Annotated in this window: 16 protein-coding genes; 12 read left to right on the top strand and 4 right to left on the bottom strand. The window is 54.7% G+C overall.

Annotation, left to right across the window (positions count from 1 at the left end; all coding sequences use genetic code 11):
- The 3 genes from VI895_00535 to VI895_00525 all read right to left on the bottom strand — a co-directional run.
- The coding region (locus VI895_00535) for a hypothetical protein (protein HLG18284.1) at nt 1-320 on the bottom strand (320 nt) is incomplete at its 3' end.
- A complete protein-coding gene (locus VI895_00530) occupies nt 317-2971 on the bottom strand; it encodes a valine--tRNA ligase (protein ID HLG18283.1) in 2655 nt (884 codons plus the stop codon). The genes VI895_00535 and VI895_00530, both read right to left, overlap by 4 nt.
- Nucleotides 2968-4179: a response regulator gene (locus VI895_00525; GenBank protein HLG18282.1), complete on the bottom strand. Its 1212-nt coding sequence runs from the start codon at nt 4177-4179 to the stop codon at nt 2968-2970. The genes VI895_00530 and VI895_00525 overlap by 4 nt, the downstream gene beginning before the upstream one ends.
- Before the next feature lie 88 nt (nt 4180-4267).
- On the opposite strand from VI895_00525, the gene VI895_00520 reads away from it, so the two are divergent.
- From VI895_00520 to VI895_00480, 9 genes are all read left to right on the top strand, one after another.
- Nucleotides 4268-7423 (top strand): DUF4175 family protein, encoded by a 3156-nt coding sequence (locus VI895_00520; protein HLG18281.1) that lies wholly within the window; start codon nt 4268-4270, stop codon nt 7421-7423.
- Nucleotides 7420-8985 (top strand): peptidase MA family metallohydrolase, encoded by a 1566-nt coding sequence (locus VI895_00515; protein ID HLG18280.1) that lies wholly within the window; start codon nt 7420-7422, stop codon nt 8983-8985. Before VI895_00520 ends, VI895_00515 begins: the two co-directional genes overlap by 4 nt.
- Before the next feature lie 66 nt (nt 8986-9051).
- Nucleotides 9052-10071, top strand: coding sequence for a MoxR family ATPase (locus tag VI895_00510; GenBank protein ID HLG18279.1), 1020 nt, complete (start codon nt 9052-9054; stop codon nt 10069-10071).
- On the top strand, nt 10052-10939 hold the full coding sequence (locus tag VI895_00505) for a DUF58 domain-containing protein (protein ID HLG18278.1): 888 nt from the start codon (nt 10052-10054) through the stop codon (nt 10937-10939). Before VI895_00510 ends, VI895_00505 begins: the two co-directional genes overlap by 20 nt.
- Nucleotides 10936-13767: a DUF4159 domain-containing protein gene (locus VI895_00500; GenBank protein ID HLG18277.1), complete on the top strand. Its 2832-nt coding sequence runs from the start codon at nt 10936-10938 to the stop codon at nt 13765-13767. The genes VI895_00505 and VI895_00500 overlap by 4 nt, the downstream gene beginning before the upstream one ends.
- Nucleotides 13767-15968 carry a glutamine amidotransferase gene (locus tag VI895_00495; protein ID HLG18276.1) on the top strand — a complete coding sequence of 734 codons (2202 nt, stop codon included), beginning with the start codon at nt 13767-13769 and terminating at the stop codon, nt 15966-15968. The genes VI895_00500 and VI895_00495 overlap by 1 nt, the downstream gene beginning before the upstream one ends.
- A 59-nt stretch (nt 15969-16027) precedes the next feature.
- Entirely contained in the window at nt 16028-16621 is a 594-nt protein-coding gene (gene rsmD, locus VI895_00490; protein HLG18275.1) for a 16S rRNA (guanine(966)-N(2))-methyltransferase RsmD, read from the top strand.
- Nucleotides 16614-17099, top strand: a complete 486-nt coding sequence (coaD, locus tag VI895_00485) for a pantetheine-phosphate adenylyltransferase (protein ID HLG18274.1) — start codon at nt 16614-16616, stop codon at nt 17097-17099. The genes rsmD and coaD overlap by 8 nt, the downstream gene beginning before the upstream one ends.
- A complete protein-coding gene (locus tag VI895_00480; GenBank protein HLG18273.1) occupies nt 17089-18276 on the top strand; it encodes a pyridoxal phosphate-dependent aminotransferase in 1188 nt (395 codons plus the stop codon). Before coaD ends, VI895_00480 begins: the two co-directional genes overlap by 11 nt.
- Nucleotides 18277-18357: 81 nt before the next feature.
- On the opposite strand, the gene VI895_00475 is transcribed toward VI895_00480, so the two are convergent.
- Complete coding sequence (locus VI895_00475) at nt 18358-20013, bottom strand: hypothetical protein (GenBank protein HLG18272.1); 1656 nt, start codon at nt 20011-20013, stop codon at nt 18358-18360.
- 581 nt (nt 20014-20594) lie between these two features.
- Here VI895_00475 and VI895_00470 point away from each other — a divergent pair.
- The 3 genes from VI895_00470 to VI895_00460 all read left to right on the top strand — a co-directional run bounded on the left by VI895_00470 (nt 20595) and on the right by VI895_00460 (nt 22035).
- Nucleotides 20595-20861 (top strand): type II toxin-antitoxin system RelE/ParE family toxin, encoded by a 267-nt coding sequence (locus VI895_00470; protein HLG18271.1) that lies wholly within the window; start codon nt 20595-20597, stop codon nt 20859-20861.
- The gene (locus tag VI895_00465; protein HLG18270.1) at nt 20824-21132 is read left to right on the top strand and encodes a hypothetical protein; all 309 of its coding nucleotides are present in this window, start codon (nt 20824-20826) and stop codon (nt 21130-21132) included. The genes VI895_00470 and VI895_00465 overlap by 38 nt, the downstream gene beginning before the upstream one ends.
- Nucleotides 21133-21519: 387 nt before the next feature.
- On the top strand, nt 21520-22035 hold the full coding sequence (locus VI895_00460) for a hypothetical protein (protein HLG18269.1): 516 nt from the start codon (nt 21520-21522) through the stop codon (nt 22033-22035).
- Nucleotides 22036-22116: the final 81 nt, after the last annotated feature.

The following is a 22116-nucleotide window of genomic DNA, read 5'->3' as shown; positions in this document are numbered from 1 at the left end:
GCGGTCGCAATCCCAATCTCTTGCAATGTCCGCCGAAGAGCAAGGCCCGCAACAATGTTAATTAGAGGCCAACGATGGGAGGGCAAGCTTGGTCGCAAAAGAATTGAACAAAAGATCTGCGGCCCGGGGAGGGAAAACCATGTTCGTTTCTGTCGTCCGCGTCCAGCCGATTGATGGTCCGACAAAACAATCGTGCCTTCCTTGGCACCGTCGTCTACAAGTTTCTTCAAGAGGTCTTGAGTCGAATCGACCTCCGGCTGATGGAACGTCGGACGCCCAAAAGTGCGGGTCTTTAGATGGGGGAGGTTGAAATGCGTCACGACTCAGTCGACGTTAAAAATTGGTCGATCCTCTCAAGCCGAATTCTCGCGTACTTTAATTTTTCTTCGTCTTTTGCGACAAGCTGAGGTGGAGCTTTGGAGCGATACGCCTGGTCCGCAAGTCGCCGGGTCAAGAAATCGACATCGGCGGCAGCCTTCGCGCGTTCCTTTTCCATTCGGGCCATTTCCGAAGCAGAATCTGTCGATCTCTCCGGCAATACATAAAATTGGAAATTCTCAGACACCAAGGAAACCCAAGGAGCATTTGGGCGTTTTTTGACGACGTCAAAAGTCTTGATGCCGCCGAGTAATTCAAAATAACGCTGGTGTTTTTCGATCACGTCCCCGCCTGCACGTTTTCCAGGTGCCGTGTTGCCAACGAGAAGTTTAACTTCCAGCTTCTGCGAAGACGGCAATTTACTCGCTGAACGATACGCGCGGAGAGCGACAATCGCCTCCCGTAAGGTTTCGAATTCTTGACTTGAATCTGGAGCCCTAAATTCGTCGTCACGCGGATATTGAGCCAGCATAATGCTCGGCGTCGGTCGAGAAATAGGGAGTTGTTGCCAAATCTCTTCGGTTACAAACGGAATGAGTGGGTGCAGAAGGCGCAGCATGCGGTCCAGCACATAGAAAAGCGATTCTTGCGTCGATGAGCGGACGTTCTTTGGGGCCGAATCGGAAAGATGGATTTTGGCCATTTCAAGATACCAGTCACAGAACTCGTGCCAGGTGAACTGATAAAGAATTTCGGCTGACTCGTTGAATCGATACTCATCGAGGCCCCGTCGAACCTCGGCAATCACTTCGTTCAGGCGATGCCGGATCCATTGATCGGGGAGTGTTGCCGGTTTCGGAGCGGACTCCGCGATCTTCTGGCCATCCCAGTTGCCCATAGCGAAACGGGCGGCGTTCCAAAGTTTATTGATGAAATTGCGATATCCCTCAATCCTCTTTTCCGAGAGAATGATGTCCCTCCCCTGAGCCGCAAACGCGCATAGGGCAAATCGAAAGGCATCAGTTCCGTAGCGATCCATAATCTCTAAAGGGTCGACGACGTTTCCCTTGGATTTGGACATTTTCTGGCCGAATTGATCGCGAATCAGTGCATGAATGTGCACTGTTTGAAAGGGTGCTTTCTCTGTGAACTTGAGACCCATCATGATCATTCGAGCGACCCAAAAGAAAATAATGTCGAAGCCGGTGACCAGTACCGTTGTCGGGTAGAATTTCTTGAGATCGGGCGTCGCGTCGGGCCAGCCGAGCGTGGAGAAGGGCCATAAAGCGGAGGAGAACCAGGTGTCGAGGACGTCCGGATCCTGGCGAAGGTTCTTTTTCATGCATTTCGGGCATTGAGTCAGATCTTCTACGGAGGCCGATTTTTCATTACAAGAATCGCAGTACCAGACGGGAATTTGATGTCCCCACCAGAGTTGGCGGGAGATGCACCAGTCTCGTATGTTTTCCATCCATTCGAGATAGGTCTTCGTCCACATCTCCGGGACAAACTTAATGTCCCCTTTTTTGACCGCATCGATGGCTGGTTTGGCTAGAGGGGCGATTTTAACGAACCACTGTTCCGAAATACGAGGCTCTATGACCGTTCGGCATCTTTGGCAGTGACCCACGGCATGGCGATGCGGTTCGGCCTTTTCAAAAAGTCCGCGAGATTTAAGATCCGACACGACTCGTTTTCTGGCCGCCACACGATCAAGCCCTTTGTAGGGTCCGGTCTCTGCGTTTGTTGTGGCGTCCGATTCGAAGATCGAAATGAATTCAAGTTTGTGACGTTCGCCGAGAGCATAATCGTTCGGGTCGTGGGCCGGCGTAACTTTGACGGCTCCCGTTCCGAATTTGGGATCCACGACCGAATCGGCGATTACCGGAAACGTTCGGGGCAAGAAAGGATGCTGAACCTTTTGACCCACAAGTTTCTTGTATCGTTTGTCGTCGGGATGCACGGCGATGGCGGTGTCACCCAGCATGGTTTCAGGTCGCGTGGTGGCCACCGTGATTTGTACACCCGAAACTAACGGATACTTGAAGTACGTCAGTTGCCCGTCCACGTCGTGGTGTTCGACCTCCAGATCAGACAGCGCCGTCTGGCATCGCGGGCACCAGCTGATGAGATATTTGGATCGATAAATCAAACCTTCGTCAAACAGGCGGACAAACACGGTTCGAACGGCGCGGGAGAGACCCGGATCCATCGTAAAGCGTTCCCGCTTCCAGTCGCAGGACGCACCCAGGCGTCGCAATTGCCGGACGATTCGGCCGCCGGATTGTTCTTTCCATTGCCAGACACGCTCGATGAATTTCGAGCGGCCGAGTTGCTGCCGAGTGATTTTCTCCTTGGCCAATTCGCGTTCCACGACGTTTTGCGTGGCGATCCCTGCATGGTCCGTTCCGGGAATCCAGAGCGAACAGGCTCCGTCCATTCGTTTGTAGCGAATCAGGACGTCTTGGAGCGTGTTGTCCAGGGCGTGGCCCATGTGGAGCGATCCCGTGACATTGGGAGGAGGAATAACGATCGAAAATGGATGGCGAGGGTCGCCGGCCTCAACATGGAAATACCCCGCCTTTTCCCACTCGGCGTATCGGCCTTCCTCGATGCCGGTCGGGTTATACGCCTTCGACAACTCCTGCTTCACGACTTCTCTTGTGTAAGGCGGGTCAGCTCTTCCTTGATAATGGTTTCGGCCAGATCCGGTACGACTTCCCAAGCAATTCGCTCGATCACCTTTTGAAATACCTTTGCGACGATCGCTTCGATCTGTCGATCCGACAGTGAAAGCGCCGTGGGAGCTGCGGTCGCAGCGAATACCGGCGAGGTTATTGGCTCCGGTTCCGCAGCGACGGGCGCCGCTTCGGGAGCTGAAAAATCGAAGGCTGCTCCGCCCGCGGCGTCGGTGATGGCCGCGCCCTCCGATCCGGCCGAGGAAAGATCAAAACCAAATTCGTCCGATCCGGCCGAAGGAGGAGCGGGGGGCGGCACCTCTTTTGCCGGTTCGGCAGGGGCCATGTCAGCCATGGCGTCGGGGGGCGCTGAAGTCTTCTCGATTTCTTCCCAGCTTCCGGCGGAAATCGTTCCCCATGCATTCGAGTCGGGCGTTTCCGCTGGAGCCGCGGCCGGTTCATCCGGTGCCGCGGCGGCGGGTGCCGACGTAAGGTCCCAAAAATCGCTCCCCGGTAGCGTCGCGGATTCCGCTGCAGGTGCTTCCTCCATCGCGCTCGCTCCTGGGTCAACCACTTGGGTCGGCTCGTCGAGCGACAATTCAAATGTGGATCCCGCTGGTGAAATGGTATCCGTTTCAGAGGCTCCAATATCTAAATCCAGGGCCGGGGCGTCTCGGGAAATCGGTGACTGACCCGCGATCGTTGCCGCGGGAGAAGGAGCGGGAGGCGCTTGGACGGCAATGGGAGCAGATGGAGGCGGAGTCGGTCGTGCAGGCGGCGATGCGGCCGCCGGAACCGTGGTCGCACCGCTCTTGCCTTTCACGATGGCGTCTTTCACTCGGTCGATCAAGGCCTGGGATTCAAACGGTTTAATGATGTACCCTTCGGCTCCTACGGATTTTCCCCGGGCCTCGTCGTAAGGCTCCGTCGAGCCTGCAAGAAGAATGACCGGAATCGCCCGCAGTTGTGGATCCTGCTTGAGGGTCAGGCAAACGTCGTAACCGCTCTTGGTGGGCATAACCACATCCGCCAGGATGCAATCCGGCTTTATCTGCTTCGCCTTGGTTACAGCGTCATTTCCGTTGGTTACGTAGGTGATGGAAAAATCTTCTTGAGCAAACGTAATCCCGATCGATTTCTGAATGACTACGCTGTCATCCGCCACGAGTAGGTTTTTTGGCATCCAGACCCTCCACCTTAAACCCGGAAAAATTCACAAACTTCTGACGCGAAGTGCGAGAAGCTATTGAAAGTACAGGGAAAGTATTTCGATGTACCTTCAAAAAGTCAAGACGAACAAAGACGCCAAATCCCGCCTGTTGTTTATAATAGCAAACGTGGGCCTTCCCCGATCCGTCTCGTCGCTTCCAACTGAAACCGTGACCGAGCGAGATTCTCCGCAATTGGAACGCACGCTTGCGCAAGTCGGGCGATTCTTTGCCGCCACACTCCTTTTGAGGATTCTTTTCCTTTTGCTGGTTTCGCTTTCGGCCATGTGTGCGGTTCAGCGGGCATCCGGCTTTTTCTCGAACACAGGAATTCGCGTCGGTACGTGGGCATTGGGATTGTTCGGGATTTTTTCTTCCGCAGGGCTTTTTGTCCGGGCACTCATTCAGTGGCAACGTACGAGGGGGAGCGTGGGGCTTTTGGAACGGTCGTATCCCCAACTTAAGTCGGACGTAACTACGGTCTCGGAGTGGAGCAAGCGAGGGAGGAAGAGTTCTTTCGGGTATTCACAAACTCTCTATGACGCACTTGAACAATCACTTGATAGTCGGATTCTAAGTCTTCGATGTTATGAGTATTTCAGTTGGCCAAATCTCTTTCGAACAAAGAAAAATTGGATTGCGGCGTCCTTGGGAATCACCGCCTGGATTGTTTTATTCGGCCAACCCGATCGACTTTTCCTCCGCATCATGGGGAAAGAAGACGTAACCGCTCAGAATCCCGGATGGCTGGAAAATGCCGCGGATATGTCGGTTGCGAATCTTTCGGCGAACTACCGTTTCCCCCCGTATACGGAATTGCCGGACATCGTCGGACGATCGATCGGGGGGCTCGCGATCGAGGCGATTCGCGGAACCAAAATCGAACTTACGTTTCAAACGAATCTGGATCTCAAAAATATCGGTATGGTTCTTCCCGGAGGCGAATTCGTGACGGCACGAGATGCCGGGCATCGAACGTTTAATGCCGACTTGATTCTTCGGGAAAGCGGCCGGCTCGGATTTCGCGGGAAGGATGTAAACGACGTGGACCGTCAGGATCCTCTCGGCCATGAAATACGAGCCCTGGCGGATGAACCACCGAAAGTCACACTGGAACAACCGGAAAGCGATCAAGAGGTTGATTTCACGTCGGAAGTGGATTTCCGTTACCGGGTTACGGACGACTTCGGATTAACTTCTGTACGCCTGGAACTGACAGGCGAATCTTTCTCCCGCGATATCCCGTTACCGGAAGTGCATGGCCGCGGCTTGGGGGGCAATTATCGCCTTCCTCTGGCCCGTCTCGGTCTTCCGCGACAAATTCACCGTCTCGTGGCCACGTTCGTGGCCAAGGATAACGACGCCGTATCGGGCGCCAAGGAGGGGAGATCCAGATCCGTGTCGCTTCTCTTCAAGAATCCCGAGGAGGTTCGAAAAAATCGCCTGAATGCTACGGGTCAATGGTTGGAAATTTTCTTGGAGGTCTTGGGAGGCGATCTGGAGCCGAAAGGCTCGGTTCCGGAACAATATTCCGAAACGTGGGTCGGCCAATGGAAACAGGGGCTGGAAAAGTTCAAGGGACTGGAGACCCGGATTGCGTCCGAACAAGAGAAGGATCGCTCCTTTCGGCGTCTGGTCCAAGACGTCCGCACCTCTCTCCGGAGGCTTGTCTCCGCACGGGAAGAAGTGATCGGCAGGCTGGGTCCGTCCGCAGAAATTTGGGCGCGTCACCGGGCGGCATTCCCGGCGAAGCTGGATCGGGAGGTCGCCGAACTCGAACGGGTCGTTTTGTTGTTGGATCGTTTTGCCACGGGTGAGCGGGCCCGCCAGAGTTCGCAGGCTTCCGAAGACCTGATGGACCTCACTCAAGAACTCGAATCCCGTTTGGATAAACTGTTTGAGAAGGGCGATGCACGCGAAATTGAAGAAGCCCTTCGTTCCATCCGCGAAGCTCTTTCAGAAACGGCGAAATCCTTGGCGGCGCTTGCGGAAAAGGGAGCTCCCGAGTTCGTCAATCGCGAAGCGCTCTCCGATAAGGATCTACCCTCGCTGAACGACGAGCTTCAGAAAATTCAGGACCTCCTTCAAGCCGGGAAAATGGATGAGGCCCGGAAACGCTTGGCCGAATATTTAGAGCGCCTTCGGGAATTGACCCGTCAATGGAAGAAAGGACTCGGTTCCATGGCACAGGGTTCGGACCAACAGTTGCGCAAAGAACTCAGTGCGGCCACTGAAGAGTTGCGCCAACTTCGAAAAGCGGAAGAGAAGCTGGTCGACCAAACATTGGATCTCGAAAAGAGACGTTCGGAAAAGCGCTTGCGGGAGATGCCGAACCTGCCGGACGAATTGATGCGGAGTCTCCGCCAATTGAAATCGAAAATGGAAATCGCCGACCGGGAATCGAAGCAAGAGTTGACGGAGCCTTGGGCTGGAATGTCCCGGGATCAGATCCCGCGCATCCGGCAAAAAATTACGGAACTCGAGCGCGAGGTGAATCGGCGCCGCTTCGATTTGGCCGAACCGGCGATTTCAGAAATCGAAAAGAATCTCGATCGTCTGACCGAACAGGGAAAACGGCTCCGGGGAATCTTTGACCGTGCGATTCCCCCGGCGCTGCCCGGCGGTATCGTTAAGGGATTGCAGCCTTCTCAGGAAGCCTTGGATGCCGCGCGAGATATTCATCAGCAACTGGCTGAAATGCGTTCGAAGCAGAATGAGCAGTCGATGACGGCGGAGGAGATGGAATCCGCTCGAAAGTTGGGTGAAAAGCAGAAAGAACTCAGAGGCCGAACGGGGAGGTTTCAACAAACTCTTTCAAAGCTGGGGCGAAAAGTGCCGAGCTTGGGCCAGGAAAGCCAGGAAAAGCTCGGACAAGCCGGACAACAAATGGATGAGGCGGCAAAACGTTTGCAGGAGGGCACTCTTTCACCCGCACTCCCTCATGAGCGAGAAGCCATTGTCTTTCTCGAAGATCTGCAACAGCAGATGGAGCAAGCTCAATCTCAAGGGGGCGGGATGATGATGTCGATGCCGGAGCAAATGGAAGGAATGGGGGAGGGATCCGGACAGATCTCCACCGAACCGATGCTTTTGCCTGAGCCGTCTCGAATGGAAGAGACTCAGGCCTGGCGGAAAAAAGTGATGGACGCCATGAAACAAAAGCCCCCTGCAGGATACGAGGATGTAACCCGGGACTACTTTCAAGAGTTGGCGAAATGAACCGGATCTTTCCAATCCTGCTCATTTTTATTTCTTCGGTAGCCGTGGCTAAAGAGAATGTCTCGCTCGATCTTTTCTTTCGGCTCCTGGAACAAGGGAAGAGCAAACAGGCTCAGGAGCTCGTACCGAAAAATCTCCCTGCGAATCATGCCCTTCGACGATTCTTGGAAGCTCAAATTCTTTTCTATCAGCAGAAATACAAGGAAGCGGAGACGCATCTTCAGGGTATAGAAGCCACGGGAGGTCTGTCGGAGCAAATTCAGTCTCTTCGCGCGCTGGCCCAGACCACGCGTGAACGGACGGGCGCGTTTCAGACCTTCTCGACGAAACATTTTGAATTTCGATTCGCCGACGGGAAAGATCGTGTTTTGCCGATGTATGCGGCGGACACGCTGGAATCGGCTCGCATGAGAATCGGCGACGACCTGGGGGTGTTGCCGGGGGAGAAAGTGACGGTTGAATTTTATCCTTCGTGGAAAGACTTCACGGCCATTTCCACGTTGACGGAGACGGAGGTGGAAACCTCGGGAACGATAGCTCTGTGCAAGTTTAATCGAATTTCCGTGGCGACGCCTCGCGCGCTGCTTCGGGGTTATCCCTGGCTCGACACCGTAGCTCACGAATACACCCATTATTTGATCAATCGCGCCAGCAACGGCTTGGCCCCCGTCTGGCTGCACGAAGGGATCGCCAAATTCGAGGAAAGCCGCTGGCGGACTTCACGAGAGTCAAATCTCTCCAAACAGACGCAAGCTCTCCTTCTCAAGAGACTCCGGAAAGGCACACTGATTCCGCTTGAAAAAATGCATCCTTCAATCGCAAAGCTAAAAACGCCGGAAGACGCGGAAGTGGCATTTGCGGAAGTCTTTTACTTGGTCTCCTATTTAGTTGAGAAACGAGGCGGTATCGACCGAGTTCGTCAGCTCCTGAACACGTTGGGAACGGGAGTCGAGATGCCTCGGGCTTTTTCTCAGATTTACGGGCAAAACTTTTCGGAACTATTCAACGGGTGGCTCGCGTGGCTTAAGACTCAATCGCTGGCCGAGGATCCATACGCTCAGGCGCAAAAAATTTCGCTGCGCGCGGACTCGGACGCGCCGGAAGATACAGCACACGCCGACCTTCTCGCCGTTCAAGACGATCAGGCCAGGGGATTCATCCGGATCGGCGACCTTTTGCAGGAACGCAATCGCCTCATCGCCGCCCGAACCGAATACGAAAAGGCGGACAAAATCCTCCCTCGGCATTCCGCGTACCTTCTCAATAAGATTGCACTCGCCTCCCTTGCGTTGAACGATTCAAATCGGGCGTTGGAGGCTCTGAACAAAGCTGTGGAGGAAACTCCCGAATACCCGGCGTCGTATACAAGGCGGGCCATGCTTCATCTGTCTCGGAAAGAAATGGAGAAAGCCGAAGCAGACTTTTTGTCGGCGAACGCCCTCAACCCGTTTGACCCCGAAATTCACCTCGGATTGCAGAAAATTTACGAAACGCGTAACGACTCGGTGAAGGTTGCGCGGGAGAAAAACGCTCGGAAGGCTCTCCGTGTCCCGGTCAAATAAGAAAGCCGGAAGAGGGGGACGCGCGGTTGCGTTGCGCTCCCGAAGACGGTGTGAAAGAATACGCGCATGAGCGACGCTCTTGCGGCCGTTGCTATGCCGGGACAGGATGATCTAGGAGCGGTTCGTCGTTTGGCCGAGGCCCGGCGTCAAATCCAGGGTGAAATTCAAAAAGTGATCGTGGGACAGGATCGAGTCATCGATCATCTCCTCATTTCTTTGTTCTCAAAGGGGCATTGCCTTTTTGTCGGCGTGCCGGGACTGGCGAAAACGCTGCTGATCTCGACGCTCGCGCAAGTTCTGCATTTGAATTTCAACCGGATTCAGTTCACGCCGGATTTAATGCCATCGGACATCACAGGCACGGAAATCTTGGAGGAGGATCGCACGACGGGAAAACGGGTGTTTCGTTTTGTCCGCGGGCCGGTCTTCACAAACCTCTTGTTGGCGGACGAAATCAATCGCACTCCGCCGAAGACCCAAGCGGCGCTGCTTCAGGCGATGCAGGAATACCGCGTCACCGCCGCGGGCCAGACATACCCGTTGAGTCCTCCTTTTCTCGTCTTTGCGACGCAAAACCCCATCGAGCAGGAGGGGACCTATCCATTGCCGGAGGCCCAGCTCGACCGGTTTATGATGGAAGTGAACATCGATTACCCGGAAGAAAAACAGGAAGTCGAGATTGCGCTTCGGACGACGTCGCCGATGCAGCATCATCTGTCCCGCGTACTCTCCGGTGAGGAAATTCTCGCCCTTCAGGAATTGGTATTGCGCGTTCCGGTCGCCGAAGCGGTTGCGCAATATGCCGTTCGGCTGGCCCGTTCGACTCGGCCTTCACCCACCGGACCGGAATTCGTCCGGAACAGCGTACAATGGGGCGCGGGACCGCGGGCCTCACAAGCCCTGGTTCTAGGCGCCAAGACGCGCGCAATTCTGGAGGGGAGGTATGCCGCTTCCGTCGAGGACATTCGGGAACTCGCCATTCCCGTCCTCAAGCATCGTATGATTCTTAATTTTAAAGCGGAGGCCGAGGGGATCACGAGAGAACACGTGATCCAGCAGTTGGTGGATGCCCAAGGCACCGGTTGAGTTTTCCCTCCCCTCCATTCCGGAAGCGGTGTCCGATGCGACTTCTCTTCAATTTTTTGCCCGTCGCGCCGTGGAAGGGACGCTGAGCGGTCTCCACCGTTCCGGTCTGTTTGGAAGCTCGATCGAATTTGCCGAACATAAACTCTATTCTCCAGGGGATGATCTGCGCCACGTGGATTGGAAGGTGTACGCTCGCGCCGACAAGTTTTACCTGAAGCGGTTCGAAGAGGAGACGAATCTCCGCGCATATCTGGCGCTCGATGCTTCCGCTTCTATGAATTTCGGATCGATCGGGTACACCAAGTTCAATTACGCCGTCGTTCTGGCCGCAACGCTGGCGTATCTTTTCATCCAGCAACAAGATTTGGTCGCTCTGATGCGTTTCGGCGAAGGGGAGCCTTTATACCTCCCGCCCCGGGGTCGAATGCCGCATTTTCAGGTTCTGAGCGAGATTCTCGAGGATTCCACGCCCTCCGGCCGATTTGGATTGGTGGAAGCGTTGGGAATGCTGCGCGAGCGAATTCATAAGAAAGGAATGGTCATCGCCATTTCGGACTTTCTGACGTCGGTGGACCGCATATCTCAAATGGCCAAGATTTATCGTGTGGGACAGCATGACGTTTATTGGATTCAGATTCTCGATCCGGCCGAATTGGAATTTCCGTTTTCAGATTGGTCCCGATTCCGGGGATTGGAGGGTGAGCCGGACATCGAAACAGACGCTCGGCAGGTGAAACGGAGTTATCAACGGGAGGTCGAACGGTGGGTCGGTGAAATCCGCGACACGGCGCTCGAACACCAAATCAAATACCGGACGGTGCGAACGAACGAGCCTATCGCCCAGATCCTTGCGTCGTTGGCGTCGTGACCTGGGTTCATCCATTCTTCTTGTTGGGCCTTTTGGCGGTCGCGATTCCGATCGTTCTGCACCTCTTCGGGCGGCGGCCGGAAAAGGATATCTGGCTGCCGACGATTGAACTCCTTCGCAAAGCCATCGAATCCCGACGAAGCCGCAGCCGCTTCCGGGAACTTCTCCTCCTTCTTCTTCGCACGGCGTTTATTGTTTTGATCACGCTCGCGGTTGCTCGGCCCCTCATTTCGAGCGGGAAACCGGTGACAACCGCTCCAACGGGGCGGGAGATCGCCATTTTGATCGACAACAGCCTCAGCATGACGGCTGTGGATGATGGAGAATCCTTTTTCGCGCGGGCCAAGACGGCTGCCGAGCAAATCGTTCAATCGATCGGGCCCCAAGATAGGGCGATGCTCATCCCGGTTGTTGAAGTCGAGCGTTCTCCTCTAGGATGGACGAACGATCGAACGCGCCTCCTGGAAGAATTGAAAACGCTGGGAATCGGTTACGAAGCGGGTCTCATTCCGCCGCGTTTGGGGCAGATTGCGTCGGAAAGGTCGAAGAATGTGCGGGAGGGGGAAATATGGATTCTGACGGACGGCTGCGCACAGGCTTGGAAATCCTTGGGGGGCGGGCGTAAATCGACCGACCCTTTATTCATTGTGGACGTGCGTAGAGGACTCCCGCTTCAAAATCATACGGTTCGTTCGGCGGCGTCCACCAATGCGTTTTTTGACACCGAATTGACGTTGAACATCACCGCTCGATTCGGCGCCACCGGAGATGAAAATCTTCTGGCCCATTTGGATGTCTTGAAGGATTCCGAATGGCAAGAAAAAAACAAACAATTCATTGTTATTTCAGAGGGTAACGAACGTAAATCTAATTTTCTAGTTGAGGTAATGGGAGGCGACGTCGCCGGACGGATCCGCTTGGAACGCGACGCTTTGGAAGTGGACAACGTGGCGTACTTTGTCGCTTCTGCGCCCGCCCGCCTGCGGGTTTTACTTGTGAACGGCAGTCCTCGCCCGGAACCGAGGGAGGACGCCGCCTATTTCTTGCGTTCGGCGCTCGATCCAAAGGGAGGGGGCGAGGGGGCCTATCAGGTGACGGAACGAACCCCCGATCAATGGGTGCGCCCGGATCTGTCCAAGACCGACGTCGTGTTCCTGGCGGACGCGGCCCATTTGTTACCGGAACAGGTCAGCGATCTGGCACGATTTGTAACGGATGGAGGAGGTCTATTGATCGGCGTCGGAGATTCTTTTCAAGATGAAAATCGTCTGCGAACGCTTTCCCCTCTTTTTCCTTCGAATCCAAGAGTCATTCGAACGGCCGATGCCAATCAACCGTTCCGTCTCAAAAAGCCGGCCGCAAATAGTTCGTTGGGTTTCTTGGCCGAAAATTGGGAACCGCTTTTCGGGAAGGCCAAATTCGAACGTATTCTATTGATGGACGCCGCACCCGCGGCCGACACGCTCCTTCAATTTCAAGAGGGTTTCCCTGCGTTAGTGGTGCAAAAACGAGGTGAGGGAACCGTCGGGCTTTGGACGAGCACGTGGGGGAGAGCTTGGAATGACGCCGTGGTCGCTCCGGCCTACCCGACGCTACTTCGCTATTTGACGTTTCTTGTGTCCCATTCTCATACGCGTGAACGAAAAACTCCTTCGGTTCAGCCGGGAGGGAGCCTGATAAAGGCGGCCGATCTTGGCCTTGAGAATGCCGAGCCGTTCGGGATTCAGACCGCCGACGGGAAATCCGAAAAGTCCGGTCGCATTTTTGCAGAAGGGTGGCGTCTTCCCCATGAACCTGGGTTGTGGCGGCTCCAGTATCGCCAAAACAGAATCCAAAAGTCGATCTGGGTTGTCACGGAGGCCGATGCTTCCGAGTTTGATTTATCCACGATTCGCAGGGAAGACGTTGAATCCGCCCTGAAACCTGAACCGATAACGTGGTTAACGGATGTCTCGGGTTTCGCCCAGGCCGGCGTGTCACAAAATGTGGCCCGAGAGGAATGGACCGGAAAAATGGCGCTGGCCGCCTTTTTTATTCTTTTCGCGGAGTCTTTGATCGCCGGGCGCCTGCCGGCCCGCTTTCGACGGCGCCGATTGGCTCGCGCGGCTGGAGTATTCGTTTTCGTGCTCTTGGGCCTGAACACGTCTGCCCAATCGCTCGGAGAGGAGTCGACTACCGAGATCGCCCGGGTCGAATATTCCGGAGGGAACAACCTGCCCTATGTACAACCTCTCGAATATCTTTTTCAGCGGATCGGCGACATGACCAACGTGAAAACCAAACCCAAAATGGCAGGTATAAAACTCTCCGACAGCCGGTTATTTGACTACCCGTTCCTCTATTGGACAGGAGATCGCGAATTTTCCCTTCCTTCGGAAGCGGAATTGATTCGATTGCGGCACCACCTTTCCTCGGGCGGCTTTCTTTGGATCGACAACGCCCTGGGCCGCCGCGGTACCTCTTACGAAAGTTCCGTAATATCCCTGATCGGAGCTCTCTTTCCCGGGAAATCGCTTCAGGCGCTTCCGAAAGAGCACGCCGTGTATCGTTCGTTCTATCTCTTGGATCGGGCTTGGGGACGACGATCGGAGGAGGATCAGACCCTCGGCATCGATCTCGACCGGCGCACGGTCATTCTTTACACGCCGGGCGACACGACCGGAGCGCTGGCTCAGGACGCCGCCGGTCGCTTTATTCACGCCGATTCGGATGACTTCGATCGAACGATGGTTCTGCGGTTTGCAATCAATGTTCTCTTTTATGCTCTGACGCTGGATTACAAACAGGACCAGATTCACCTTCCTTTTATCTTGGAGCGGCGCGGTTAATGTTGACGTTCGGACACAGCCACTCCACGGCTTGGGTGATCCTCTTGGCGCTGCTCTCTGTTCTGGCGATTGTGTACGTCACCTTTGGGATTCAGGATCGCTCGACGCGAATACGGGTGTTGGGGCTACGGATCGTCATGTGGCTTCTTGTTTTAATTCTCTGCCTTAAACCCTCTTGGGTGAAGATGAGGCGGGAGATGGATCGGAAATCGGTGGCCGTCTTCGTCGACCGATCCTTGAGCATGTCGCTCCCCGCAAGCGGGGGGAAAACCCGCTGGGACGAAGTGCGGATTCTTCTCTCCAGGCGAGAACTTTGGGACCAATTTCAGAGGGATTTTGATCTTCAATTTTACAGTTTTTCGGATGAAGCCGGCTCGTCGACACTGGAATCCCTTCGTTCCATATCCAAACCGGACGGAACCGTCTCCGCGATTTCAAAAATGGTCTCCATTCCCCGCAGTCCGGATCAGTGGGCCGGGCTGGTTCTGGTCTCGGACGGCGTAGACACGTCGGATTCACCTCGGGAAACGGAGCCGAAGGCCCAGTCCGGTATTCCGATCCTGACGGTTTATCCCTCGCAGCCCGAAGGACTGCGCGACCTGGCCATTGTGGATGTCCGAACGCCGCAGGTCGCCTATTATCAAACCCGACTTTCGCTTGAAGTGGATATAGAACGGATCGGCGTCTCGGAGGGGTCGATCCAGCTTCGCGCCGTTTCTCGCGGACGAATTCTTTCCGAGATGCAGATCGAATCGAGGCAATGGGACGGAAATCAGGCGACGATCCCGCTCTCTTTCTCTCCGAATGAGTTAGGTTCCGTCGGTATCACGATCGAGATCCAGCAGATTCCAAATGAAATTACGTACGAAAACAACCGAAAGGGGGTTGTCTTAAATGTCCTCCGGGACCGTGTCCGAGTTCTTCATGTCGCGGGAAGACCCACGTGGGATGAGCGGTTCCTGCGCGCCTACCTAAAGGAAAATTCCAATATCGACCTCATCTCGTTTTTCATCTTACGGTCGCCGACCAACAATCCGGGGGCCGACCAAAACGCTTTGAGTCTGATCCCGTTTCCGTATCAGGATCTCTTTACAAAGGAATTGGAACGTTTTGATTTGGTGATCTTCCAGAATTTCGATTTCAAGACGTATTTCTCGAGTTTTTACCTGGCAAATCTAAGGAATTATGTCGAGAAGGGTGGGGCGTTCGTCATGATCGGGGGCGATCTCTCCTTTGGGCAGGGGGGGTACCGAGGAACTCCGATCGATGAAATTCTTCCCGTTCGTATCCGAGACGATACCATGGAGATTTCAGTTACGCCGTTTCAGCCGATTCTCACTCCGCAAGCGAATCATCATCCGTTGTCGGCCGGGAAGATTCATCCGTCGGATCTCAAGGCGCTGCCTTCTTTAATCGGGTTTCATCGTGTGGGCGAGCTGCAGGAAAACGGCGTGGCGTTATTCGGCCATCCGAGCGAGAAAACAGCGGGCAAGCCGGCCCCCATTCTCGCGGTACGCGAAGTCGCTCAGGGAAGAGCGGCCGCTCTTTTGGTCGACTCCCTTTGGCGTTGGGCGTTTGCCGAGGACTCAGACGGACCGCGGCTTTATCGAGCGGTGTGGGACGGTTTGTACCGTTGGTTGGTCCGAGATCCTTCGTTCAGTCATCTTAAGATCTCGATCGATGAACCGCTTCAGGAAGGGAGAGAGGCAAAGTTTCGTCTTAAAGTCCTGGATGACCGTTACGAAGCGATGGTGAACACGAAGCCGGTCGTCGAAAGGATGGCGGCGAACGGCGAACGTTCGCAAAAACTTTCCATAGGACGCACGGATTCCGAGGGCGAAGCGCACTTTTCGGTCCTGCCTGAAGCTCCGGGTCTTTTGGAACTGCTTGCGGAACTGCCGGAGCGCGGTAGCGGATACCGCACGGCAGAGAATTTTGCCGTCGGCCCGCGCAGCCGAGAATTTGACCGTAGAGGTGTAGACGAGGCGATGCTTCAAAAACTGGCGGCATCCACCCACGGCCGCGCCGTTCCGCTGTCGGATGTCGGCCCCGATCTACTCCGGCCTTTGGTTGATAAAGCGACATATCACGTGGTCGGCCAGGTGGAAATTCCGCTTTGGGATCAGGTCTGGATCTTGGGAATTCTGGTTTGCGTGAGCGGTTTTGAATGGTGGTATCGCCGGAAACATGGAGCGCCCTAAGGCACCGGCCCGGAAATTTACCGTCCCGCGGATCTTCGTGTAAGGTACCGACACTACGTATGGCAGGGTCGTCTCGACTTCGTATCATTGCAGGTGAATTCCGGGGCCGAGAAATCGAAGGCCCCGGACGCCTCGACCTTCGGCCCACGGCCGATCGAGTGAGGGAATCGCTCTTCGATATTCTCGCGCGACACATTCAAGGAATGAGAATCCTGGATCTCTGTGCCGGGACGGGGGCGTTTGGACTGGAGTCGCTCAGTCGAGGGGCTCGCGCGGCAACGTTCCTGGATGCCGATCCACAAGTCATTAAATTGATCGAACGGAATATCGAATCGTTGGGAGTTGGAGAGCGCAGCACCGTGGTGCGTGGAGAACTACCGTACGCCTTGGGTAAACTGAAAGGTCCCTTCGATTTGGTTTTCTTCGATCCCCCGTACAAATCGGACATCGTGACCAAGGTCTTGCCGCGCTTGGCCAGCAAGACGCTGCTAGTGCCCAACGCACTCGTCATTGTGGAACGCGACCGTCGTTCCCATCCGATTAAGGTTTCTCATTACGCCATCGACCGGCGCCACCGGATCGGAGATGCCGAACTTTGGTTTTTGCGGCGCCTGCCCCCGGGAATGAGAACGCGAGGAAGCGGCGATGAGTGAAAATGCGGTGATTTATCCCGGCTTTTTCGATCCTTTTACGCTGGGACATCTGAACATCGTCGAACGCGCAACGAAGGTTTTTGCCAAAGTCATCGTCGCCGTCGCCGGCGATTCGCCGAAGACGGCGATGTTCAGTCCGGCGGAGCGGCTCGAAATCGTGAAAGAGATTTTCCGTGGAAACCGGAAAGTGGAAGTAGATCAGTTCAGCGGATTGCTGGTTCAATATGCCCGCAGGAAGAAGGTTCACGTGCTTTTGAGGGGAATCCGCACGGTTTCCGATTTCGAATACGAGTATCAAATGGCGCTCGGTAACAAGACCTTGGAATCCGACGTCGAAACGTTTTTCATGATGACCGAAGGGAAATTCTCCTACTTGAGCTCCACCGTCATAAAGGAGATTTCACGATTGGGCGGCGATATCAGCCAAATGGTTCCGCGCCAGGTCGTGGATCGCGTGAAGAAGAAATATGAAACTTAGTCAACGCGTTGAACGGTTGCGCCCCTCGCCGACGCTAGCGCTCAATCAGCGTGCGAAGGCTCTGAAGGCGGAAGGGAAATCGATCGTTAATTTGACCATCGGCGAGCCCGATTTCCCGACTCCGGATCGAATTTGCTCAGCGGCCGTGAAAGCGATTGCGCGTCGGGAAACCCGATACACGCCGACCGGCGGCATTCCGGAACTCAAGAAAGCGATCGCAAAGACCGTCAGTCGAGAATATGGGCGCCAATACGAGGCTTCGGAGAGTATCGTTTCCGTGGGCGCCAAACAGTCTCTATTCAATCTTTGTTGCGCGCTCCTGGATGAAGGTTCCGAAGCCGTCGTTGTCGCGCCGTATTGGGTCTCCTACGTAGACATGGTTGAACTCGCAGGGGGTACCGCGCGAGTTCTCCGAACGGATGAGAAGGAGCATTTTGCCCCGCGCATTTCGGCGATGGAACAGCTGATCAATAAGAGAACGCGGATTCTTTTTTTGAACAGCCCGTCGAATCCGACCGGCGTGACATATTCGCGAGCACTCCTGGAGGATATCGTGCGCCTCGCGAAAAAATGGCCTGATCTGGCGGTGGTGACAGACGACATTTACGGCCAGCTCGTTTTTGACGGCAAAGCATTTGTTTCGATCGGAATGATCCCGGAGCTTCCGAAAGAACAGTTGGTGATCGTCAGCGGCGTATCCAAAACATACGCGATGACCGGCTGGCGTATTGGGTATGCTTTGGGCGATAAGAAACTGATTTCGGCCCTCGAAAATGTCCAGTCGCAGTCCACGTCCGGGGCATCGTCCATCGCCCAGTGGGCCGCACTGGAAGCGATTTCCGGGGAGCAAGCCGACGTAGGTCAGATGAAAGAAGAATTCGAACACCGACGCAATCATATTTACGAACGGCTTTGTTCCATCCCCGACGTCACGTGCGAAAAACCGGACGGAGCATTCTATTTTTTCCCCAACATTGCGAAATATCTGAATTCCGAATCGATCGATTCGGATGATAAGTTGGCAGCCTACCTGTTGGACAAATATGGCCTTGCCGTGGTCCCCGGCTCGGATTTCGGGAGCCCCGGCTTCTTACGGCTGTCGTTCAGCGCGTCGATTACCGAACTGGACGAGGGACTCGCACGTTTTGAAAAAGGGCTCGGCTCAGTTCGAAAATAGAGTCCGATCAGTTGCTCGTTTACTTTTTTCATTCACGCAATGTTGCAACCGCCATCCCCCTGATAATGTTGGGGGGACGTGCTATCTGTACTCGCTCTTAAAGATTTGGTTGTTGAATCCGTTGGACTGGTACCAGGTGATGATGGCATTGCCGTTGTTGTCCATGGCGACTTGAGGAGCGTTTGCGTGCTCTAAATCACGGCTGATGTTGTCGGAATTGTTGAAGGGGTGTGTCCAACTTCCCGATCGATACTCGCTCTTAAAGATTTGGTCCTTGAGTCCGTCGGACTCGTACCAGGTGATGATGGCATTGCCGTTGTTGTCCATGACGACTTGCGGATCGATGGCGCTCTGTCCATCCGGGCTGATGTTGTCGGAAAGGCTCGAGGGGTGTGTCCAGCTTCCCGAACGATACTCACTCTTAAAGATTTGGCTGATGTTGGATTGGAGCCAGGTGATGATGGCGTTTCCGTTGTCGTCCATGGCGACTTGAGGACGGGCTGCGTTCTGTCCATCCGGGCTGATGTTGTCGGAAAGGCTCGAGGGGTGTGTCCAGCTTCCCGAACGATACTCGCTCTTAAAGATTTGGCTGTTGGTTCCGTCGGACTGATACCAGGTGATGATGGCATTTCCGTTGTTGTCCATGGCGACTTGAGAATCGACGGCGACCTCTCCATCAGGGCTGATGTTGTCGGAAAGGCTCGAGGGGTGAGTCCAACTTCCCGAACGATACTCGCTCTTAAAGATTTGGTCGTTGGTTCCGTCGGACTGGTACCAGGTGATGATGGCGTTTCCGTTGTCGTCCATGGCGACTTGATGAAGCAGTGCGATCTGTCCATCCGGGCTGATGTTGTCGGAAAGGCTCGAGGGGTGTGTCCAGCTTCCCGAACGATACTCGCTTTTAAAGATTTGGATGTTGGTTCCGTCGGACTGGAGCCAGGTGATGATGGCGTTTCCGTTGTTATCCATCGCGACTTGAGGGCCGTCTGCGTCCTGTCCATCCGGGCTGATGTTGTCGGAAAGGCTCGAGGGGTGTGTCCAACTTCCCGAACGATATTCGCTCTTAAAGATTTGGTTGCTGCTTCCGTCGGACTGGTACCAGATGATGATCGCGTTTCCGTTGTTGTCCATGGCGACTTGAGGATCGCCTGCTTGCGCTCCATCCGGGCTGATGTTGTCGGAAAGGCTCGAGGGGTGTGTCCAACTTCCCGAACGATACTCACTCTTAAAGATTTGGTAGTGGGTTCCATTGGACTGGTACCAGGTGATGATGGCATTTCCGTTGTTGTCCATGGCGACTTGAGGAGCGGATGCGTGCTGTCCATCCTGGCTGATGTTGTCGGAAATACTCGAGGGATGTGTCCAAGCCTTGTTCGCGCAGGTGATCGAAACATTGCTTACGTTGGCTTCGGAAATCGTCCCCGAACCGTTGGCCACGGCGCAATTCTGGTTGGAGGGAGTCGTCACCTTTGTCACGGCATATGTGGCCGCTGTGGCAAGGGGCATGGCGAACGTGAACGCGCCATCGGCGGAAATCGTCAGATCGTCCACCCCGTTGTTTCGAAGAATCAACGTACCGTTGAGACCGCTCACCGTCCCGCCGACCGTGTACGTTGGTGTCAGGGTGGGAGTGGGGGTCGGGGTGGGGGTCGGGGGTGGATCGGAATCTTCGCTGGAGCTACAGGCCAAGCAAAAACAAAGAAATCCGAATACTACAATTGAACGGCGGGCGGACATAAACGGGCTTCTATACAGCAAGGATCTTGCCATAGTCCACGCGCAATAAAAGCCTTTTGGATCCTTTAGTTACTGGTCAGGAGCTGAGTTCGAGTGTGAAAAAAATGCGCAATCGAGAAGAAATGGGGCTGCAGTTTGATTCCTCGTGGGAGTGCGCAGGCTCTGAGGACGGGAGCGGTCCCGATTGGGCCGGGCTGGAGACCCCACTTCCAACAACGTGGGTTCCGTTTCCTTTGCAACTCGTCCAAGTCCGAACAGCCGAGTGTTCGCGCTCGTTTGCATGCGGGCAAACGAGGGCGAGCCACTTCAATCGGCCCGTGGAAAGCAGCTCCGTGGACCAGCAACTTTCGTCACCCAATATGAACGGTTGATTCGATAGGAGGGTTTGGCGGGTGCCGAATTTTCGCTTCCACGGGCGTCCGTGTAACATGCAGAATCCTGTAGAAAACAACGTAGTTGACTATCGCGACGGGACGGTTGCAAGTCCGATGTCATATATGATATCGTTTTGGAGTTGGCTATGCCTGTCGGTCTAAACCGGGAGGCGTCCGTTTAAGGAATGGTACGAGAACCTTGAGGACATACGGGTACGGGCGAGGATTCAGGCCCGGATCCGATTGCTGGAACGGGGCGGATTTGGCGATACCAAGAACCTGGGCGAGGGTGTGTGGGAAGCGCGAATCCATTTGGGAGCGGGATGGCGGATCTACTTCGGCCTGGACGCCACGAAAATCCTTCTTCTGCTGTCGGGTGGATCGAAGAGAACGCAGGACTCGGATATAAAGAGGGCAAAAAAGATTTGGAGTGAGTATGAAACGAGCAAAGCGAAAGAACGGTGGACGCATTGAACCGTGGTCAAAGATTCGGGATAAGGAGCTCCGCAACCCGGACTTCGCCCGGGAATATCTTCTCGCCGCTATGGAAGAGGGACTCGAATTGAAGGTTGCGCTTGGAGACGTGATCCGCGCCGTAGGTACCCGCAAATACGCGCGATGGCTGAAGGGAATCGATCAGCCGAACCTTGTGCGTGCCGTGCGAGAAGGCTCAAATCCAACTGTCAAAACGGTCGAAAGAATTCTTGCGCCTCTTAAGCTACGCCTGAGCCTTCACGCCGACTGATCCCGGAGTCAAAAGCAAGGCAACGAACTGTGACCATGGAAGGAGAGGGCGGCTCACGTATAGACGACTATTCGCAAGCGGATGTTGCTTGCGCCATAATGGTTTCGTACGTCTCTCTGCTGTAAGGTTCCAAGGCTTCATAGCCCTCTCCAGGCCTACGCAGATTCAACAGATTCATGAGAAAGTCGTACGCACGAAGATCTTCTTCCTTAACATTTTTTCCCGCTCCTTGGCCTCGCCAAATGCGTCACTTGCGATGGCGGCATCACAGCGGAAAGACAGAGAGGCCATCGCTATTATCGCTGTAGTCGAAAACGGGGACGATGTACCGAGCCGTATCTCCGGGAAGAGAGTTTTGCCGATCCGATCCAATCCGCCATCGCGGCTGTGGCACTGCCGGATGACACGTTTCAGAAAATGCTCGCGGCGTTGGCCAAGGAACAGGAAGCTTCGAGCCAGCCCATCGAAAAACTGAAAGCAGAAACGAGAGAAACTATCGGCGATATTTTAAAGAAACTGGATCGCTTGCTCGACGCCCATCTCGACGAGACGATTGAAAAGACTGAATACCTCTCCAAGAAAGAATTGCTCCTCAACGAGAAACTCCGTCTCGAAGAGCGTCTTCGCAATTTGGAACAGACTCGAATGGGCTGGCTCGAACAAACCAAAAATTTCCTCATCGCGGCTCACCGCGCGGGGGCCGTCGCGACGAGCGATGATCTGGCCGAAAGGAAGGAATTCCTCAAAAAAATCGGGTCGAACCTTCGGCTGGGCGCCAAAAGGCTCCGGTTTGATTATGAAAAACGCTGGGGAATCCTCGCGCGCGCCGAAAAAACCGCAAATTGGTCGGGGCTATTAGACGAGATCCGAACCTTTTTTCAAGCGAATTGGATGAATGATTGATGTCAAAAAGTCTGCCAGCCCGCCCTTCGGTCGGTCTGTCATGCTTTTTGAACCGCCACCTCGCAAAAACCGTCCCGGCCT

This window comes from Bdellovibrionota bacterium (assembly GCA_035292885.1).
Classification (GTDB): Bacteria; Bdellovibrionota_G; JALEGL01; order JALEGL01; family DATDPG01; genus DATDPG01.
The sequence above is the reverse complement of the archived record's forward strand: the minus strand, read 5'-3'. Positions and strand labels throughout refer to the sequence as shown.

Coding starts and splice junctions, on each gene's coding strand:
- VI895_00525 (HLG18282.1), bottom strand. CDS start 4,179: ATGCCAAAAAACCTACTCGTGGCGGATGACAGCGTAGTCATTCAGAAA.
- VI895_00520 (HLG18281.1), top strand. CDS start 4,268: ATGTACCTTCAAAAAGTCAAGACGAACAAAGACGCCAAATCCCGCCTG.
- VI895_00515 (HLG18280.1), top strand. CDS start 7,420: ATGAACCGGATCTTTCCAATCCTGCTCATTTTTATTTCTTCGGTAGCC.
- VI895_00510 (HLG18279.1), top strand. CDS start 9,052: ATGAGCGACGCTCTTGCGGCCGTTGCTATGCCGGGACAGGATGATCTA.
- VI895_00505 (HLG18278.1), top strand. CDS start 10,052: ATGCCCAAGGCACCGGTTGAGTTTTCCCTCCCCTCCATTCCGGAAGCG.
- VI895_00495 (HLG18276.1), top strand. CDS start 13,767: ATGTTGACGTTCGGACACAGCCACTCCACGGCTTGGGTGATCCTCTTG.
- rsmD (HLG18275.1), top strand. CDS start 16,028: ATGGCAGGGTCGTCTCGACTTCGTATCATTGCAGGTGAATTCCGGGGC.
- coaD (HLG18274.1), top strand. CDS start 16,614: ATGAGTGAAAATGCGGTGATTTATCCCGGCTTTTTCGATCCTTTTACG.
- VI895_00480 (HLG18273.1), top strand. CDS start 17,089: ATGAAACTTAGTCAACGCGTTGAACGGTTGCGCCCCTCGCCGACGCTA.
- VI895_00475 (HLG18272.1), bottom strand. CDS start 20,013: ATGTCCGCCCGCCGTTCAATTGTAGTATTCGGATTTCTTTGTTTTTGC.
- VI895_00465 (HLG18270.1), top strand. CDS start 20,824: ATGAAACGAGCAAAGCGAAAGAACGGTGGACGCATTGAACCGTGGTCA.